At 61.9% G+C, this 17,993-nt stretch carries 18 protein-coding genes and 1 tRNA gene; all 19 read right to left on the bottom strand.

The features are described from left to right. Positions 1-59: 59 nt before the first annotated feature. The gene (locus PTE31013_RS08530; protein ID WP_150612676.1) at positions 60-371 is read right to left on the bottom strand and encodes a DUF2818 family protein; all 312 of its coding nucleotides are present in this window, start codon (positions 369-371) and stop codon (positions 60-62) included. Positions 372-479: 108 nt separating this feature from the next. Next, complete coding sequence (gene nuoN, locus PTE31013_RS08535; protein WP_150612389.1) at positions 480-1,949, bottom strand: NADH-quinone oxidoreductase subunit NuoN; 1,470 nt, start codon at positions 1,947-1,949, stop codon at positions 480-482. A 20-nt stretch (positions 1,950-1,969) separates the two neighbouring features. Then, positions 1,970-3,451: an NADH-quinone oxidoreductase subunit M gene (locus PTE31013_RS08540; protein WP_150612390.1), complete on the bottom strand. Its 1,482-nt coding sequence runs from the start codon at positions 3,449-3,451 to the stop codon at positions 1,970-1,972. A gap of 18 nt (positions 3,452-3,469) precedes the next feature. Further along, entirely contained in the window at positions 3,470-5,515 is a 2,046-nt protein-coding gene (gene nuoL / locus PTE31013_RS08545; protein WP_150612391.1) for an NADH-quinone oxidoreductase subunit L, read from the bottom strand. 17 nt (positions 5,516-5,532) lie between these two features. Continuing rightward, on the bottom strand, positions 5,533-5,844 hold the full coding sequence (gene nuoK / locus PTE31013_RS08550; protein ID WP_023596640.1) for an NADH-quinone oxidoreductase subunit NuoK: 312 nt from the start codon (positions 5,842-5,844) through the stop codon (positions 5,533-5,535). Between the two features lie 9 nt (positions 5,845-5,853). After that, the gene (locus PTE31013_RS08555; protein ID WP_150612392.1) at positions 5,854-6,489 is read right to left on the bottom strand and encodes an NADH-quinone oxidoreductase subunit J; all 636 of its coding nucleotides are present in this window, start codon (positions 6,487-6,489) and stop codon (positions 5,854-5,856) included. A 79-nt stretch (positions 6,490-6,568) separates the two neighbouring features. Further along, a complete protein-coding gene (gene nuoI, locus PTE31013_RS08560) occupies positions 6,569-7,060 on the bottom strand; it encodes an NADH-quinone oxidoreductase subunit NuoI (RefSeq protein ID WP_150612393.1) in 492 nt (163 codons plus the stop codon). Between the two features lie 23 nt (positions 7,061-7,083). Beyond that, a complete protein-coding gene (gene nuoH / locus PTE31013_RS08565; protein ID WP_150612394.1) occupies positions 7,084-8,148 on the bottom strand; it encodes an NADH-quinone oxidoreductase subunit NuoH in 1,065 nt (354 codons plus the stop codon). Further along, a complete protein-coding gene (gene nuoG, locus PTE31013_RS08570; RefSeq protein ID WP_150612395.1) occupies positions 8,149-10,461 on the bottom strand; it encodes an NADH-quinone oxidoreductase subunit NuoG in 2,313 nt (770 codons plus the stop codon). It abuts the gene before it with no gap. Positions 10,462-10,490: 29 nt separating this feature from the next. Beyond that, positions 10,491-11,783 carry an NADH-quinone oxidoreductase subunit NuoF gene (gene nuoF / locus PTE31013_RS08575; protein ID WP_150612396.1) on the bottom strand — a complete coding sequence of 431 codons (1,293 nt, stop codon included), beginning with the start codon at positions 11,781-11,783 and terminating at the stop codon, positions 10,491-10,493. After that, positions 11,780-12,280, bottom strand: a complete 501-nt coding sequence (gene nuoE / locus PTE31013_RS08580; protein WP_150612397.1) for an NADH-quinone oxidoreductase subunit NuoE — start codon at positions 12,278-12,280, stop codon at positions 11,780-11,782. Before nuoE ends, nuoF begins: the two co-directional genes overlap by 4 nt. 171 nt (positions 12,281-12,451) lie before the next feature. Continuing rightward, complete coding sequence (locus PTE31013_RS08585) at positions 12,452-13,705, bottom strand: NADH-quinone oxidoreductase subunit D (protein WP_150612398.1); 1,254 nt, start codon at positions 13,703-13,705, stop codon at positions 12,452-12,454. Positions 13,706-13,714: 9 nt separating this feature from the next. Further along, a complete protein-coding gene (locus tag PTE31013_RS08590; RefSeq protein WP_150612399.1) occupies positions 13,715-14,314 on the bottom strand; it encodes an NADH-quinone oxidoreductase subunit C in 600 nt (199 codons plus the stop codon). Positions 14,315-14,326: 12 nt separating this feature from the next. Further along, positions 14,327-14,806 carry a NuoB/complex I 20 kDa subunit family protein gene (locus PTE31013_RS08595; protein WP_010807413.1) on the bottom strand — a complete coding sequence of 160 codons (480 nt, stop codon included), beginning with the start codon at positions 14,804-14,806 and terminating at the stop codon, positions 14,327-14,329. Positions 14,807-14,854: 48 nt separating this feature from the next. Beyond that, positions 14,855-15,214 carry an NADH-quinone oxidoreductase subunit A gene (locus PTE31013_RS08600; protein ID WP_150589685.1) on the bottom strand — a complete coding sequence of 120 codons (360 nt, stop codon included), beginning with the start codon at positions 15,212-15,214 and terminating at the stop codon, positions 14,855-14,857. A gap of 130 nt (positions 15,215-15,344) precedes the next feature. Next, a tRNA-Leu gene (locus PTE31013_RS08605) sits at positions 15,345-15,429 on the bottom strand. A 143-nt stretch (positions 15,430-15,572) separates the two neighbouring features. Beyond that, positions 15,573-15,941, bottom strand: a complete 369-nt coding sequence (gene secG, locus PTE31013_RS08610; protein ID WP_150612400.1) for a preprotein translocase subunit SecG — start codon at positions 15,939-15,941, stop codon at positions 15,573-15,575. 92 nt (positions 15,942-16,033) lie between these two features. Next, the gene (gene tpiA, locus PTE31013_RS08615; protein WP_150612677.1) at positions 16,034-16,828 is read right to left on the bottom strand and encodes a triose-phosphate isomerase; all 795 of its coding nucleotides are present in this window, start codon (positions 16,826-16,828) and stop codon (positions 16,034-16,036) included. Between the two features lie 154 nt (positions 16,829-16,982). After that, positions 16,983-17,987 (bottom strand): NAD(P)H-quinone oxidoreductase, encoded by a 1,005-nt coding sequence (locus PTE31013_RS08620; RefSeq protein WP_150612401.1) that lies wholly within the window; start codon positions 17,985-17,987, stop codon positions 16,983-16,985. Positions 17,988-17,993: the final 6 nt, after the last annotated feature.

Below are 17,993 nucleotides of genomic sequence, written 5' to 3' on the forward strand. Positions count from 1 at the left end.
AAATTGCCAAACCCAAAACAAAACGCCGCCCAAAGGCGGCGTCTTGCAAAGCCCACATCTCAGACGACAGCCGCCGGTCGATGACGCCACAAATACCGGTACACGAAGCCGGGAAACGCGAACACGACGAACAGGCTCGCCGTCACCGCATAGAACTCCCAGCCCTGCGAAAACACGTTGCCGATGCTTGACTCGACCAGATAACCGAGCGCACCTGCCACGAAGTACGCCACCACCATCTCGGCGAGACGCAACCACAGCGGCTTGACCGCTCGCTTGAGCGCGATAACGCCGAACAGACGCTGGTTCACGAACGGCAGGTTCGCGCCCAGCAGGGCCAGCAGAATCACCAGCGTACTCCCCGCCTGCATCCCCATCGATATGTCCTCCGCCTGTTCGATTTTCAAGCGCCGGGCCGGTCATGTCGACCCGCCCGGCATGGATCCCCGGCACCTTCTTATGGTTTCGCGCGGAGTCGCTTAGCTGGCCAACGTCAGCTTGATGGTGCGCAGGCACCAGTCCATCAGCCAGCCGGGCATCAGGCCCAGGTACAGCAGCACCAAACCGTTGAGCGACAGCACGAAGCGCATCGTACCGCTGCCCTGCAACGCGTTCTGGTCGTCGGCCTTGTCGAAGTACATCAGTTTGACGACACGCAGGTAGTAGAACGCGCCGATCAGCGACGCGGCCACCGCCACGACGGCCAGCCACACCATGCCCGCGTTCACCACCGCTTGCAGCACGGCCAGCTTGGCATAGAAGCCCGCGAGCGGCGGAATGCCTGCCAGCGAGAACATCAACATCAGCATCACGAACGCGAACCACGGACTACGCTGGTTCAGGCCCTTCAGATCCGAGAGATTCTCGGCTTCGAAGCCCTGGCGCGAGAGCAACAGCACGATACCGAACGTGCCCAGCGTCGTGAGCAGGTAGATCACGCTGTAGAACAGCGACGAACCGTAGGCGTCGGCGATCCCGTCGATCTTGCCGCCCACCACGCCCGAGAGCATGCCCAGCAGCACGAAACCCATGTGCGAGATCGTCGAATAGGCCAGCAGGCGCTTGACGTTGGTCTGCACGATGGCCGTCAGGTTACCGATCACCAGCGAGAGCACCGCCATGATGATCAGCATCTGCTGCCAGTCGATCGCCAGCGGCAACATACCTTCGACGAGCAAGCGCAGCAGCAGCGCAAAGGCGCCCAGCTTCGGCGCACCGCCGATGAGCAGCGTGACCGGGGTCGGCGCGCCCTGGTAGACGTCGGGCACCCACATGTGGAACGGCGCGGCGCCGAGCTTGAACGCCAGGCCGGCCACCACGAACACGACACCGAACACCAGCACGACCTTGTTCACGGCGCCCGAGGCGATCACTTCGAAGACCTTGGACAGTTCGAGCGAACCGGTTGCGCCATACATCATCGACATGCCGTACAGCAGGAAGCCCGAGGCAAGCGCGCCCAGCACGTAGTACTTCATGGCCGACTCGGTCGCGTTCGCCGAATCGCGCCAGACGGCGGCGAGGGCGTACAGCGACAACGACATCAGTTCCAGACCCAGGTACAGCGTCAGGAAGTTGTTGCCCGAGATCATCACCGACAGGCCCAGCAGCGAGAACAGGCTGAGGACGTAGAAGTCGCCACGGGCGAGACCGCGGGCTTCCAGATACTTCTGGCCGTAGACGAACGTGACGAACGTGGCCAGGCCACCGAATGCCTTGAGCAGGCTCGACATCGGATCGGCGACAAACGCGTTGCCGAACAGGTAGTGCGACGCCGGATCGCTGGCGTTGCACGCCCACAGCACGGACACGGCCGCGGACGTGATGAGCGCCAGGACGTAATTGAGCTTGCGCGTCTGGCCGAGGAACGCGTCGCACATCATGATCACGAGGATCATGAGCAGCAGGATGGCCTCCGGCAACGCAGGCAGCAGATTAATGTTTTGCATGATCTAGATTTCCTCCCCGATTAAGGCAGCTTGGTCTGCGCCACATGGGCGAGGAGGTTAACCACGGAGGTTTGCATCAGGTCGGTGAAGGGCTTCGGATAGATACCCATGAACAGCGTGAGCGCCGCCAGCACCGCCAGCATGAAGAACTCGCGCTTGTTGATATCGACCAACTCGCGCACGTGATCGTTGGCGATCGCGCCGAAAATCACGCGCTTGTACATCCACAGCGAGTAAGCCGCACCGGTGATCAGCGAGGTGGCAGCGAGCAGGCCCACCCAGAAGTTCAGCTTCACGGCGCCCAGGATCACCAGGAACTCGCCCACGAAGCCCGACGTTGCCGGCAGGCCGCTGTTGGCCATGGCGAACAACATGAACAGCGCCGCGAACTTCGGCATCGTGTTCACCACACCGCCGTAATCGGCGATGTTGCGCGAGTGCATGCGGTCGTACAGCACACCGATACACAGGAACATGGCGCCCGAGACGAAGCCGTGCGAGATCATCTGCACCAGCGCGCCCTGCATGCCGATTTCGCTGAACATGAAGAAGCCGAGGATCACGAAGCCCATGTGCGCGATCGACGAATACGCCACCAGCTTCTTCATGTCGGTCTGCACCAATGCCACGAGGCCGATGTAGACGACGGCGATCAGCGCGAGCGCAATCATGAAGCCCGACAGGTAATGACTGGCATCCGGGGCGATCGGCAGCGAGAAGCGCAGGAAACCGTAGGCCCCCAGCTTGAGCATGATCGCGGCCAGCACGACCGAGCCACCGGTCGGCGCTTCCACGTGAGCGTCCGGCAGCCAGGTGTGCACCGGCCACATCGGCACCTTCACGGCGAAGGCCATGAAGAACGCCGCGAACAGCAGTATCTGCGCGTTCATCGGCAGCTTCGCCGCGTACCAGTCGGTCAGCGTGAACGAATGCGTCACGTTGTACAGATAGATCAGCGCGACGAGCATCAGCAGTGAGCCGAACAGCGTGTACAGGAAGAACTTGAACGCGGCGTACACCCGGTTCGGGCCGCCCCAGATCCCGATGATCAGGTACATCGGGATCAGCGTGGCTTCGAAGAAGACGTAGAACAGCAGGCCGTCTTGCGCCGAGAACACACCGATCATCAGACCCGAGAGGATCAGGAACGCGGCCATGTACTGCGCGACGCGCTCGGTGATCACTTCCCAGCCAGCGATCACCACGATCACCGTGATGAGCGCGGTCAGCACGATCAGCCACAGCGAGATGCCGTCGATGCCGAGGAAGTAGTTGATGTGGAAGCGGTCGATCCAGCTCGATTTCTCGACGAACTGGAACGCCGACGTATTGGCATCGAAGTTCGAGATCAACGGCAGCGTGGCCAGGAAGCTCACCAGCGACCCGATGAGCGACAGCACGCGTGCGCCCCCCGGGTTGCGGTCGTTACCCACCGCGAGGACAACGATCCCCGAGACGATGGGCAGCCAGATGGCCAGACTCAGAAGCGGTAGCGATTGCATTATTGTTGGCTCCCCCTATTACTTGCCGTTCAACGTCACAAACAGCGTCAGGAGCCCGAGCATGCCGAGGATCATGGCGAACGCGTAGTGGTAGATGTAACCGGATTGGACGAAGCGGATGACGCCGGCGAACCAGCCCACCAGACGCGCGCTGCCATTTACGACGGCGCCGTCGATGAGACCTTGATCGCCCGCCTTCCAGAGGCCGCGCCCGATCTTGAGCGCGCCCTTGGCGAAGACCACTTCGTTGATCTTGTCCATGTAGTACTTGTTGTCGAGCAGGTTGTAGATGCCCGAGAACCGGTTTTTCAGCGCTTCCGGAATATCCGGGCGCTTCAGGTAGAAGAACGCCGCCAGCACGATACCCAGTGCCGACAGGGCGATCGGCAGCGTGCCGAACGAGTGCAGCGCCATCGCCAGCCAGCCGTGGAAATCGTGGCTCAGCTCTTCCATCGCCGGATGGTTTTCGCCGACGTAGATCACGTCCTTGAACGCCACGCCTTGCTTGAAGAAGTTGCTGAACAACATCGGGGCAATCGCGATGGCACCGATGATGACCGACGGGATCGCCAGCAGGATCAACGGAATCGTGACAACCGCCGGCGATTCGTGCGGCTTCTGACCCGGTGCCAGACCGTGATGGTGATCGACCGTTTCCTCTTCTTCCTCGTGATGGTCGTCATGGTCGTGATGCACCTGACCAAAACGCTCCTTGCCGTGGAAGACCATGAAGTACATGCGGAACGAGTAGAACGCCGTGACGAACACACTGGCGACCACGGCGAAGTACGCGAAGCCCGAGCCCGGCAAATGCGAGGCAGCGACGGCTTCGATGATCGAGTCCTTCGAGTAGAAGCCGGCGAAGAACGGCGTACCGATCAGGGCGAGCGAACCCAGCAGCGACGTGATCCACGTGATCGGCATGTATTTCCACAGGCCGCCCATGTTGCGCATGTCCTGATCGTGATGCATGCCCATGATGACCGAGCCCGCACCGAGGAACAGCAACGCCTTGAAGAACGCGTGCGTCATCAGGTGGAAGATGGCGACCGGGTAGGCCGACACGCCGAGCGCGACCGTCATGTAACCGAGTTGCGAGAGCGTCGAGTAGGCCACGACACGCTTGATGTCGTTCTGGATCATGCCCAGGAAGCCCATGAACAACGCCGTGATCGCCCCGATGATCGTGATGAACGACAGCGCGGTGTCCGAGAGTTCGAACAGCGGCGACATGCGGCTTACCATGAAGATCCCCGCGGTCACCATCGTGGCCGCGTGAATCAGTGCCGAGATTGGCGTCGGGCCTTCCATCGAATCCGGCAGCCAGACGTGCAGCGGGAACTGCGCCGACTTGCCCATCGCGCCGATGAACAGGCAGATACAGGCCACGGTGATCAGGCGCCAGTCGGTACCCGGGAACGACAGGGCCGCCACCTCGTTGGCCTTGGCGAACACTTCACCGTAGTTCAGCGTGCCGGTGAACGCCAGCAGCAGGCCGATACCGAGCAGGAAGCCGAAGTCGCCGACACGGTTGACCAGGAACGCCTTCATGTTGGCGTAGATCGCGGTCGGACGCGTGTACCAGAAACCGATCAGCAGGTACGAGACCAGACCCACCGCTTCCCAGCCGAAGAACAGTTGCAGGAAGTTGTTGCTCATCACAAGCATCAACATCGAGAACGTGAACAGCGAGATGTACGAGAAGAAGCGCTGGTAGCCGGGATCTTCCGCCATGTAGCCAATGGTGTAGATGTGCACCATCAGCGAGACGGAAGTGACCACGCACATCATTGTGACGGTGAGCGTGTCGACGAGGAAACCGATCTCGAGCTTGAGGTCGCCGATGCGGGCCCATTCATAGACGGTAGCGTTGAAGCTCGCCCCGTTCATGACGTCGATGAAAGTCATCACCGACAGGACAAATGCGACCAGCACGCCGAGGATCGTGACCGTGTGGGCGCCCGCGCGTCCGACTTGCTTGCCGAACAGGCCGGCGATGATGGAGCCGACGAGCGGCGCCAGCGGGATCGCGAGCAGCAGGTTGGGATTCAATGTGGATGCCATAACAGCGTTCGCTTTTGTTAACCCTTGAGGCGGTCGAGATCTTCGACGTTGACCGTTTCGAGCTTACGGAACAGCGTGACCAGAATGGCCAGCCCGATCGCGGCTTCCGCCGCGGCCACCGTAAGAATGAAGAACACGAATACCTGACCGGCAATGTCGCCCAGGTAATGCGAAAACGCGACGAAGTTCAGATTGACCGCGAGCAACATCAGCTCGATGGCCATGAGCAGCACAATCACATTTCTGCGGTTGAGGAAGATACCGGTAATGCTGATCGCGAAGAGAATCGCGCCCAACACCAGGTAATGCGCTAGCGACAACGACATCATGCTGTCTCCTTATTCCGCCGCCGGCGTGTCAGTGCCGGTGGATTGCTGCCGGGCTTCGGCGGGCATCGACACCAGACGCACGCGGTCGCGCGCCTTCACGCGCACCTGCTGGCTCGGGTCGGTCTGTTTGTGGTCCTTACGGGTACGCATCGTGAGCGCGACGGCCGCCACGACAGCCACCAGCAGGATCAGACCTGCCACTTCGAAGGCGAAGATATAGTCGGTGTACAGCGCGATACCAAGCGCCTTGGTGTTCGGCACGTCCGGGGCCGAGACGGCCTTGACCGGGGTGCGCGTGGCGCCATAGCCGCGCATGAGCACCAGCGCCGCTTCGACGATCATGATCGCGCCGACGGCACTCGCCAGCGGAATGAACTTGCCGAAACCGCGCCGCAGTTCGTCGAGATTGATGTCGATCATCATCACCACGAACAGGAACAGCACCATCACCGCGCCGACATACACGAGCACGAGCATGATGGCCAGGAACTCGGCCTGGAGCAGCATCCAGATCGCCGCGGCGTTGAAGAACGCCAGCACCAGGAACAGGGCCGACTGCACGGGGTTGCGCGAGGTCACGACCTTCAGGCCGGAGACCACGAGGATCAGCGCAAACACGTAGAAAAGAAAGGTTGTGAATTCCATAATCACCGGGTGTTGCGAAAATTAGCCAACGTCACTTGCCGTACCAGGCGCACCGTCGATGCGCTGCGCCCTGCCCTGCTTAACGGTACGGCGCATCGGCCGCCTTGGCCGCCGCGATTTCGTTTTCGTAACGATCGCCCACCGCGAGCAACATGTCCTTGGTGAAGTAAAGATCGCCACGCTTCTCGCCGTGATACTCGAGGATGTGCGTCTCGACGATCGAGTCCACCGGGCAGCTTTCTTCGCAGAAGCCGCAGAAAATGCACTTGGTCAGATCGATGTCGTAGCGCGTGGTGCGGCGGGTGCCGTCTTCGCGCACATCCGACTCGATCGTGATGGCCATTGCAGGGCACACTGCTTCGCAAAGCTTGCAGGCGATGCAGCGCTCTTCACCGTTCGGATAACGACGCAGCGCGTGCAAGCCGCGAAAACGCGGCGACATCGGCGTCTTCTCTTCCGGAAACTGCACCGTCACCTTGCGTGCGAACGTATAGCGCCCTGTGAGCGCCATGCCCTTGAGCAGTTCCAACAACAGGAAACTGCCGAAAAAGTCCTTGATTGCCCTTACCATGGGATTCCTCTACTCCGTTCGCCTCAGCCCCAGATGTTCCAGGGGGACATGATCCAGACACCCACCACGATCACCCAGATGATCGTCAGCGGCAGGAACACTTTCCAGCCCAGACGCATGATCTGGTCATAGCGGTAGCGCGGGAACGTCGCACGCACCCAGATGAACACCGACAGCAGCAGGAACACCTTGAACGCCAGCCAGAACACACCCGGGATGAACGACAGGAAGCCGAACGGCGCACTCCAGCCCCCGAGGAACAACACCGAGGCAAGCGCCGAGATGATGATCATGTTGATGTACTCGGCGAGGAAGAACAGCGCGAAGCCCATGCCCGAGTATTCGATCATGTGACCGGCCACGATTTCCGATTCGCCTTCCACCACGTCGAACGGGTGGCGGTTCGTCTCCGCAATGCCCGACACGAAGTAGACGACGAACATCGGCAGCAGCGGCAGCCAGTTCCACGACAGCAGGTTCAGCCCCAAGCCCGCGAACATGCCGTGCTCTTGCGAGCGCACGATGTCCGACATGTTGAGCGAGCCGGCCGTCATCAGCACCGTCACCAGCGCGAAGCCCATGGCGATTTCGTACGAAATCATCTGGGCCGACGCGCGCATGGCGCCGAGGAACGCGTATTTCGAGTTCGAGGCCCAACCGGCGAGGATCACACCGTACACCCCGATCGACGAAATCGCGATGGCGTAGAGCAGACCGGCATTCACGTCGGCCAGCACCGCGCCCGGCTGGAACGGAATCACCGCCCAGATCGCAAAGGCCGGCAGCACGGCCATCACCGGCGCAATGGCATAAATGCCCTTGCTGACCTGCGACGGCGTAATGACTTCCTTGAGCAGGAGCTTCAACACGTCGGCGATCGGCTGAAGCAAACCGGCCGGACCCACGCGATTCGGCCCCAGACGCACGTGCATCCAGCCGATGAGCTTGCGCTCCCACAGAATCAGGTACGCCACGCAGAGCAGCAGGATCACGGCCACGACGAGGATGCGGACCAGCGCCCACACCGTCGGCCAGGCCACGCCCAGCAGTTGCGTGCCGTATTGATTGATGACTTCGTTCAGGCTCATTTACGCCTTCTCCACCGAAATTTCACCGAACATCGCGCCAAGCGCGGCGGATGCCGGCGTGGCTGCCGGCACGCGCACCACGTTGGCGGGCAGCGTTGCCGAGCGCGCCGCCGGCAGCGTGACCACCGCGTCGCCCTGACGCACGCGCACGGCATCACCCACGGCGAGGCCCAGGCTATCGAACAGCGCGGCCGGCAGCGTGGCACGCAAAGCCGCCTTGGCGTCATTGGTCAGTTGCAGCGACGGGGCGCGGCGCACCAGCGCGTCGGCCGCGTAGATCGGCACGTCGGCCAGACGCTCCAGCCCTTGCCCCGCTGCCGTCGGTGCGGCCAGCGCAGCCTTGGCGCGGTTGTCGAGCGAGGCGGCCGAGAAACCGGCGAGCGCTTCGTCGCGCACCTGTTCCGCGGTGTCCTGCGAGAAACCTTGCAGCTTGAGCAGATTGCCCAGCACGCGCAGGACCTTCCAGCCCGGACGCGTCTCGCCCAGCGCACGCACCACACCATTAAAGTGTTGCGGCAGGCCTTCGGCGTTGACGAACGTACCGGCCGTCTCCGTGAACGGCGCGATCGGCAGCAACACGTCGGCGTATTCGAGGCCGTGCTTGAACGGCGAAAGCGAAACGACCATCTTCGCGGCGTTCAGTGCCGTGAGCGCTTGCTTCGCATTGGCCGCGTCATACTCCGGCTCGGCGTTGAGCAACAGGTATGCCTGGCGCGGTTGCGCAAACAGCGCGGCGGCGCCCTTCGCATTCGTGGCCTTGACCGCGTACGCGCCGACCGTGTTGGCGCCTTCGGTCAGGAAGCCCAGCGTGGCGCCGGTGATGTCAGCGATCACTTGCGCGATGGCGTGCAGTTGTGCGAATTGCGGATGCTGCACAACAGCGTTACCCAGCAGGATGGCTCGACGCTCGCCGCTCACCAGTGAAGCGGCAATGGCCCTGGCGACATCGCTGGCGCTCACGCCGGCGAGTTCGGCCGGGGCGGAAACGCCCTTGGCTGCCGCGGCGGCGACCGCGATACCGGCCAGTTCGCTCACCCAGGCGCTCGGTGCGGCGATGACTTTGTTGGCGAGCTTCACCAGCAGATCGTCGTCCGAGCCATGCAGCACATGCAGTTGACCACCAGCCTTCACGGCAGCGCGCAGACGCGCGGCGAACAGCGGATGATCCTTGCGCAGGAACGAGCCCACGACCAGCGCGCTTTGCAGCTTGTCGAGATCCGCGATCGGCAGGCCGAGCCACGGGGCACCCTGCGTGCCGCCCGACACGTCCGCCTGACGCAGGCGGAAGTCGACGTTCTCGCTACCCAAGGCGCGCACGAACTTCTGCAGCAGGTGCAGTTCTTCGATCGTGGCGTGCGGCGAGGCCAGCCCGGCGACGGCATCGGCGCCGTGATCGCGGATGATGTCCGTCAGGCCGTGACCGACATACTCGAGCGCCGTCTGCCAGTCGACTTCGTGCCACTCACCGCCTTGCTTGAGCATCGGCTTGGTGAGGCGCTCGTCACTGTTCAGGCCCTCGTACGAGAAGCGATCCTTGTCCGAGATCCAGCATTCGTTGAGCGCTTCGTTCTCGAGCGGCACAACGCGCATGACCTTGTTGTTCTTCACTTGCACCACGAGATTCGCACCCACGCCATCGTGAGGGCTCACTGACTTGCGACGCGACAGCTCCCATGTGCGGGCGCTGTAGCGGAACGGCTTCGACGTCAGGGCACCCACCGGGCACAGGTCGATCATGTTGCCCGAGAGTTCGGAGTCGACCGTCTTGCCGACGAACGACGTGATTTCCGAGTGCTCGCCGCGCCCCAGCATGCCGAATTCCATGACGCCAGCCACTTCCTGGCCGAAACGTACACAGCGGGTGCAGTGGATGCAGCGCGACATCTCTTCCATCGAGATGAGCGGGCCCACGTTCTTGTGGAACACCACGCGCTTCTCTTCCTGATAGCGCGAGGCCGACTTGCCGTAACCGACGGCCAGGTCCTGCAGTTGGCACTCGCCCCCCTGATCGCAGATCGGACAATCGAGCGGGTGGTTGATCAGCAGGAATTCCATCACCGATTGCTGCGCCTTCACAGCCTTCTCGGAGTTGGTTCGCACGATCATGCCATTGGCCACCGGCGTTGCGCAGGCCGGCACGGCCTTCGGGGCCTTCTCGACCTCGACCAGGCACATGCGGCAGTTCGCGGCGATGGACAGCTTCTTGTGGTAACAGAAGTGGGGAATATAGGTGCCGTTCTTCTTGGCAGCCTGGATCACCATGCTGCCTTCGGGCACCTCGACCTTTTGGCCGTCAATTTCGATTTCAACCATAGCGGTTCAATGCCAAGCGTCAAAAGGGATTAGTGAGCGCCGACCAAGCAATGCTTGTGCTCGACGTGGTAGGCGAACTCGTCCCAGAAGTGTTTGAGCATGCCGCGCACTGGCATCGCTGCGGCGTCGCCCAGCGCGCAAATGGTGCGGCCCATGATGTTCTCGGCCACCGAGTTGAGCAGGTCCAGGTCTTCCTGGCGGCCTTCACCGTGTTCGATACGATTGACCACGCGCCACAGCCAGCCCGTGCCCTCACGGCACGGCGTGCACTGACCGCACGATTCTTCGTAGTAGAAGTACGACAGGCGCAGCAGCGAGCGCACCATGCAGCGCGTCTCGTCCATCACGATCACGGCGCCCGAGCCCAGCATCGATCCAGCCTTGGCGATACTGTCGTAGTCCATCGTGGTTTCCATCATCAGCCCGGCCGGCACGACCGGTGCCGACGAGCCCCCCGGAATCACGGCCTTGAGCGGCTTGCCGCCACGCATACCACCAGCGAGTTCCAGCAGTTCGGGGAACGGCGTGCCGAGCGGCACTTCGTAGTTACCCGGCAGCGCGACGTCGCCCGACACCGAGAAGATCTTGGTGCCGCCGTTGTTCGGCTTGCCCATCTCCAGGTACTGCTGCGGGCCGGTAGCCAGCAGGAACGGGACAGCAGCGAACGTCTCGGTGTTGTTGATGGTCGTGGGCTTGCCGTACAGACCGAAGCTCGCCGGGAACGGCGGCTTGAAGCGCGGCTGGCCTTTCTTGCCTTCGAGCGATTCGAGCAGCGCGGTCTCTTCGCCACAGATGTACGCGCCATAGCCATGGTGAGCGTGCAACTCGAACGAGAAGTCCGTGCCGAGGATGTTCTCGCCCAGATAACCGGCCGCGCGCGCTTCCTCCAGCGCCTCTTCGAAGCGTTCGTACACTTCGTAGATCTCGCCGTGGATGTAGTTGTAACCGACGGTGATGCCCATGGCGAAACCGCCGATGGCCATGCCTTCGATCAGCGCATGCGGGTTGTAGCGCAGGATGTCGCGATCCTTGAACGTGCCGGGTTCGCCTTCGTCCGAGTTACAGACGAGATACTTCTGCCCCGGGAACGCACGCGGCATGAAGCTCCACTTCAGGCCGGTCGGAAAGCCTGCGCCGCCACGGCCACGCAGACCCGACGCCTTGACGTCGGCGATGACCTGCTCCGGCGTGAGGCCCTCTTTCAGGATACGGGCAAGCTGCTGGTAACCGCCGCGCTTGACGTAATCTTCAAGGTGCCAGTTCTCGCCATTGAGATCGGCGAGGATCAGCGGTTTGATGTGACGATTGTGCAGCGACGTCATGCTTTCTCTCCCGCGGCGCCCTTGGCCTTCAGCTCGTCGATGAGCGCGTCGACCTTGTCTTCGTTCATGAAGCCGCACATGCGATGGTTATTCACCAGCATGACGGGAGCGTCGCCGCAAGCCCCCATGCACTCGCCTTCCTTGACCGTGAAGAGACCATCTGGCGTGACGTCGTTGTAGTCGACGCCCAGCTTCTCCTTCAGGTACTTGGCCATCTCTTCGCCGCGCGTGAGCTGGCAAGGCAGGTTCGTGCACACGGTCAACTTGAACTTGCCCACGGGGCTCGTGTTGAACATGGTGTAGAAGGTTGCGACCTCTTGCACCGCGACTGCGGGCATCTCGAGGTAGTCCGCCACGAATTGCATCACTTCGGGCGACAACCAGCCTTTCTCGACCTGCGCGACGGCAAGGGCGTGCATCACCGCCGACTGTTTCTGGTCGGCAGGGTATTTGGCAACGGCACGGTCGATTTTCTTCAGGGCTTCGGGAGAAAGCATTTCCGATCCGACGGTTCTCTAAAACGTTATCCCCGCTCGCGCCAGCGCGGGTGAGCCGGTTTTTTCGGCCACCCGCGACTCACAGGCACGGCAACTGGAACGGCAATGGCATCGACCTGCGAAACCCTGCCGAATCAAAACTTGCGGGCGCCAGAGGCGCCCGCTGCGCATTTAGCGATCGATCTCGCCAAACACGATGTCCTGGGTCCCGATGATCGCGACAGCATCGGCAATCATGTGACCCTTCGCCATCTCGTCGAGCGCGGAAAGATGGGCAAAGCCCGGCGCACGAATCTTCAGGCGGTACGGCTTGTTCGCGCCGTCCGACACCAGGTAGATGCCGAACTCGCCCTTCGGGTGCTCGACAGCGGCATACGTCTCGCCGGCGGGCACGTGGAAGCCTTCGGTGAAGAGCTTGAAGTGGTGAATCAGCTCTTCCATGTTCGACTTCATTTCCACTCGCGAGGGCGGCGCCACCTTGTGATTGTCCGTAATCACCGGACCTTCATTGGCACGCAGCCAGGTCACGCACTGACGAATCAGGCGGACCGACTGGCGCATCTCTTCCACGCGCACCAGATAGCGGTCGTAGCAGTCGCCTTCCTTGCCTACCGGAATGTCGAAATCGAGGCGGTCGTACACTTCGTACGGCTGCTTCTTGCGCAGATCCCAGGCAATGCCCGAACCGCGCAGCATCGCGCCGGAGAAGCCGAGCTGCATCGCACGCTCGGGCGACACCACGCCGATGCCCACCAGACGCTGCTTCCAGATACGGTTGTCGGTGAGCAGCGTTTCATACTCGTCGACACACTTCGGGAAGCGGTTGACAAAATCTTCGATGAAGTCGAGCAGCGAGCCTTCGCGCGCTTCGTTCATCTTCTTGATGGCGCGCTCGTTGTGCATCTTCGACGCACGATATTTCGGCATCGCGTCCGGCAGATCGCGGTACACACCGCCCGGACGGTAGTACGCCGCGTGCATGCGCGCCCCCGAGACGGCTTCGTACACGTCGAACAGATCTTCGCGCTCACGGAAGGCGTACAGGAACACCGCCATCGCACCCACGTCGAGCGCGTGGGAACCAATCCACATCAGGTGATTCAGAATTCGCGTGATTTCGTCGAACATCACGCGAATGTATTGTGCGCGGATCGGCACTTCGACGCCGAGCAGCTTCTCGATCGCCATCACATAGGCGTGCTCGTTGCACATCATCGAGACGTAGTCCAGACGATCCATGTACGGCACGGATTGCAGGAACGTCTTCGACTCGGCGAGCTTTTCGGTCGCACGGTGCAACAGGCCGATGTGCGGATCGGCACGCTGGATCACTTCGCCGTCCAGCTCGAGCACCAGGCGCAGCACGCCGTGCGCTGCCGGGTGCTGCGGACCGAAGTTCAGAGTGTAGTTCTTGATGTCTGCCACAAGGCCACCTTAATGTTTCAGACCGGCGTAATGCGATTCGCGGATGATGCGCGGCGTGATTTCGCGCGGCTCGATCGTCACCGGCTGGTAGATCACCCGCTTCTGCTCGGGGTCGTAACGCATCTCGACATAACCCGAGGTCGGGAAGTCCTTGCGGAACGGGTGACCGATAAAGCCGTAGTCCGTCAGAATCCGGCGCAGATCCGGGTGACCTTCGAACACGATGCCAACCAGGTCGAACGCTTCGCGCTCGAACCAGTTGGCCGAACTCCACAGATCGATCAGCGACGCCACGACCGGCAGATCGTCGTCCGGTGCGAACACGCGCACACGCAGACGCCAGTTGTGGGTCAGCGAGAGCAGATGCGAGACCGCGGCGTAACGCGGGCCGTCGTAGGCACCGTCGCCATAGGCCGAGTAGTCCAGGCCAGCAACGTCCATCAACTGCTCGAACTTCAGCTCGGGATGATCGCGCAGCGTGCGCGCCACCTCGAGATAGTCGCTCGCCTTGACGGTCAGCGTCAGCTCGTCGAGGGCTTCCACCAACAGCTCGGCGCGGGCGCCAAGCACGTTTTGCAGGGTGGTCTTGAGTTGTTGTAGTGTAGACATGGGCGGGGGCGGTTATTTGCGCGCGATCGTCGCAGTCCGCTTGATCTTCGACTGCAACTGGATGATGCCGTAGACGAGCGCCTCGGCCGTCGGCGGACAGCCCGGCACGTAGACGTCGACCGGCACGATGCGATCGCAACCGCGCACCACCGAGTAGGAATAGTGATAGTAGCCGCCGCCATTGGCGCATGACCCCATCGAGATCACCCAGCGCGGCTCGGCCATCTGGTCGTACACCTTGCGCAGCGCAGGTGCCATCTTGTTGCACAGCGTACCGGCCACGATCATCACGTCCGACTGACGCGGGCTCGGGCGGAACACCACGCCAAACCGGTCCAGATCGTAACGCGCCGCGCCGGCGTGCATCATTTCGACGGCACAGCAGGCCAGACCGAATGTCATCGGCCACAGCGACCCCGTGCGCGTCCAGTTGATGAGTTTGTCAGCCGTCGTGGTGACGAACCCTTCGCGCAAAACCCCTTCGATGCTCATATGCTTACCCTGAATCCTTCTGCAATGCAGCCAACAACGTTGACGGTTTTATTCCCAGTCAAGCGCACCGCGCTTCCACAGGAACACGAAACCGACCAGCAGCTCAAGCAGGAAACCCATCATGGAGATAAAGCCCACCCAGCCGATATCGCGCAGGGCGACGCCCCACGGAAACAGAAATGCCGTTTCAAGATCGAACAGGATGAAAAGGATGGCGACGAGATAGTAGCGCACATCAAACTTCATGCGCGCGTCTTCGAATGCCTCGAAGCCACACTCGTATGGAGAGAGTTTTGCGCTGTCGGGTTTGTTGGGGCCGAGGAATTTACCGACCCCAATCAGCAGCGCCCCAAGACCGCCACCTACCAGAAGAAACAGCAGGACGGGATAATAGGTTCCGAGGTTCAACTCTACCCTCTTTTTGGTTAGTCCAAAAACCGCTCTCGTCATTGGCGTGGGGGCCAAAAAGCGGATGAACAGTGAGCACAAAATAAAATGCCAGCCAAAGCATAAACGCAAGGCTGGCATCGGAGAACTGTGGTGCCGACGGCGAGACTCGAACTCGCACAGCTTTCGCCACTACCCCCTCAAGATAGCGTGTCTACCAATTTCACCACGTCGGCATTCAAATTCTGCAATCCGCCGTCACTTACGAATCGCTTCAAGACCGCTATATTAGCGCTCTTCAGCATTTTGTTCAACGCACAAATCGATTTTTTTTCGATTTTCTTTACAGCTTATTACACGTCACAAAGCATGCCGCGAATCACTTCGGCACGTCTTGCGGATTGGCCACCGAAGCGGGCGCCGGGGCACTTGCTGCGGCCACGCCCGACGTCGTCATCGGCGATGTCGCCGCCGGCAAATTACCAAGGACACCGATGTTTGCCGCCGGCTTGTACGAACCGAGATACGTGAGACCCAGCGTGCTCGCGAAGAACACGGCCGCCAGGACAGCCGTGGTGCGCGACAGGAAGTTTGCGGAACCCGACGCACCGAAGAGACTGCCCGACGAACCGCTACCGAACGCAGCGCCCATGTCGGCACCCTTGCCATGCTGGAGCAACACCAGACCGATGATGCCCAGCGCGGAAAGCACCTGCACCACGATCAACAACGTTTTCAACAACCCCATCTCATCACCCGTATAGAAGAATCCAATTTGCCGTGCATTTTGGTGCACTGCATCATGACTATTTCATGCCGTTACCATGCCCGGCATTGACGTCAGCGCGGCAGACCCGCCTCGCAAATCGCCAGAAAATCTGCCGCCTTCAATGCCGCGCCGCCGATCAACCCGCCATCGACGTCCGCCATCGAAAACAGCTCCGCCGCGTTATCCGGCTTCACACTGCCGCCGTACAACACCGCCACATCCGTGACCGACTCACCCTTCGCGCGCAACAACGAGCGCAGGTGCGCATGCACTTCCTGTGCCTCGGCCGACGTCGCCGTCTTGCCCGTGCCGATCGCCCAGACCGGTTCATAGGCCACGACGATCCGCACGGCTTGCGCCACAGTCAGCGCTGCGAGCACCGCATCGAGCTGACGCGCCACGACGGCCTTCGTCTCGCCGGCCTCGCGCTCGGCAAGCGTCTCGCCGACGCACACGATCGGTGTCATGCCCGCGTCGAGCACACGCACGGTCTTTGCCGCGACGCCCGCATCGGTCTCGCCGTGATAAGTGCGGCGCTCCGAGTGACCCACGATCACGAACTGCGCGCCGAACTCGGCAATCATCGGGGCAGAGACTTCGCCCGTGTAGGCACCGCCCACCTGAGCCGAGACATCCTGCGCACCGAAGCCCAGCACCTGCCCTGAGAGACGAACCTGGCATTGGGCGAGATAGGGGAACGGCACACACACGGCCGCCGTCACGCCTGGGGCGCTCAACACCGGCGACGCCAGCAGGTCGCCCAGCAGCGCCTCATTGCCGGCCAGACTGCCATGCAGTTTCCAATTGCCCACGACGAGCTTGCCAGCCTTGCGGCCAAGGGTGCGAGCCGAAGCCGCAGTACCGATTGTCACGCCTGATCCCCCAATGCATAAGGACGAAAAACCTCTCATTCTAGTGCGTCAGGGGCATGGGGGTCAATTTCGACGGCCGTCAAACGCGAGAATCCGCATGAAATGAGGCTTTCACGCAGATGCGCCTCGTCGGCCGACGTGAGTTGCCTTACCAGGTCAGCACGATCTTCCCGACGTGCGTACTCGTTTCCATCAACGCATGGGCTTTGTCCGCTTGTTCGGCCGGGAACGTCTGATAAATCACGGGCCGGATCTTGCCTGCCGCGAACAACGGCCAGACCTTTTCGTAGAGGTTCTGTGCGATCGCCGCCTTGAAAGCCACCGAGCGCGGGCGCAGCGTCGAGCCGGTGACCGTCAGGCGGCGGCGCAGCAGCGCGCCCATGTCCAGCGTCGCCTTGCTGCCGCCGAGCAACGCGATGACCGCGATGCGCCCGTCGAACGCCAGCGCCTGCACTTCACGCGGCAGGTAGTCGCCGCCCACCATGTCAAGCACGACATCCACGCCGCGATCGCCGGTGAGCGCCTTCGTCACGGCGACGAAGTCTTCGGTCTTGTAATTGATGCCCCGCTCCGCGCCGAGCGCTTCGCACGCGCGAGCCTTCTCGTCGGAGCCGGCGGTTGCGAACACGCGATGGCCCAGCGCCACGCCGAGCTGGATCGCCGTCACGCCGATACCGCTCGTGCCCCCTTGCACCAGGAGCGTCTCCTTTTCGCCCGACTCGGTCTCACCAAGGCGAGCGCGATCGAACACGTTGCTCCACACGGTGAAGAAAGTCTCCGGCAGCGACGCCGCCTCCACGTCCGACAGCCCTTGCGGCACCGGCAGCACCTGCGCGAGCGGCGCCGCGCAATACTCGGCATAGCCACCACCCTGCACGAGCGCGCACACGCGCGAGCCGACTTTCAATCCCCAGCGGTTGTCCGGGCCGTCGAGCACGCCGTCGACGATCTCGCCCGCCACTTCAAGCCCGGGCAAGTCCGACGCGCCCGGCGGCACGGGGTACTGACCGATGCGCTGAAGCACATCGGGACGGTTCACGCCCGACGCCGTCACCTTGATGAGCACCTCGCCCGGCTTGAGTTCGGGGCGCGGCCGCTCGGCGCGCTTGAGCACGTCCGGTGCACCATATTGGGTAATCTCGATCGCCTTCATCGTGTC

Source organism: Pandoraea terrigena (assembly GCF_902459705.1).
Classification (GTDB): Bacteria; Pseudomonadota; Gammaproteobacteria; order Burkholderiales; family Burkholderiaceae; genus Pandoraea; species Pandoraea terrigena.

Excerpts from the sequence above, each read along its gene's own strand:
- PTE31013_RS08540 (WP_150612390.1), bottom strand. The coding sequence starts at position 3,451 with ATGCAATCGCTACCGCTTCTGAGTCTGGCCATCTGGCTGCCCATCGTC.
- PTE31013_RS08555 (WP_150612392.1), bottom strand. The coding sequence starts at position 6,489 with ATGGAATTCACAACCTTTCTTTTCTACGTGTTTGCGCTGATCCTCGTG.
- nuoH (WP_150612394.1), bottom strand. The coding sequence starts at position 8,148 with ATGAGCCTGAACGAAGTCATCAATCAATACGGCACGCAACTGCTGGGC.
- PTE31013_RS08595 (WP_010807413.1), bottom strand. The coding sequence starts at position 14,806 with ATGAGCATCGAAGGGGTTTTGCGCGAAGGGTTCGTCACCACGACGGCT.
- nuoG (WP_150612395.1), bottom strand. The coding sequence starts at position 10,461 with ATGGTTGAAATCGAAATTGACGGCCAAAAGGTCGAGGTGCCCGAAGGC.
- nuoI (WP_150612393.1), bottom strand. The coding sequence starts at position 7,060 with ATGGTAAGGGCAATCAAGGACTTTTTCGGCAGTTTCCTGTTGTTGGAA.
- PTE31013_RS08590 (WP_150612399.1), bottom strand. The coding sequence starts at position 14,314 with ATGTCTACACTACAACAACTCAAGACCACCCTGCAAAACGTGCTTGGC.
- secG (WP_150612400.1), bottom strand. The coding sequence starts at position 15,941 with ATGGGGTTGTTGAAAACGTTGTTGATCGTGGTGCAGGTGCTTTCCGCG.
- nuoL (WP_150612391.1), bottom strand. The coding sequence starts at position 5,515 with ATGGCATCCACATTGAATCCCAACCTGCTGCTCGCGATCCCGCTGGCG.
- nuoN (WP_150612389.1), bottom strand. The coding sequence starts at position 1,949 with ATGCAAAACATTAATCTGCTGCCTGCGTTGCCGGAGGCCATCCTGCTG.
- nuoF (WP_150612396.1), bottom strand. The coding sequence starts at position 11,783 with ATGACGTCGCTGCACAATCGTCACATCAAACCGCTGATCCTCGCCGAT.
- PTE31013_RS08620 (WP_150612401.1), bottom strand. The coding sequence starts at position 17,987 with ATGAAGGCGATCGAGATTACCCAATATGGTGCACCGGACGTGCTCAAG.
- nuoK (WP_023596640.1), bottom strand. The coding sequence starts at position 5,844 with ATGATGTCGTTGTCGCTAGCGCATTACCTGGTGTTGGGCGCGATTCTC.
- PTE31013_RS08530 (WP_150612676.1), bottom strand. The coding sequence starts at position 371 with ATGCAGGCGGGGAGTACGCTGGTGATTCTGCTGGCCCTGCTGGGCGCG.
- nuoE (WP_150612397.1), bottom strand. The coding sequence starts at position 12,280 with ATGCTTTCTCCCGAAGCCCTGAAGAAAATCGACCGTGCCGTTGCCAAA.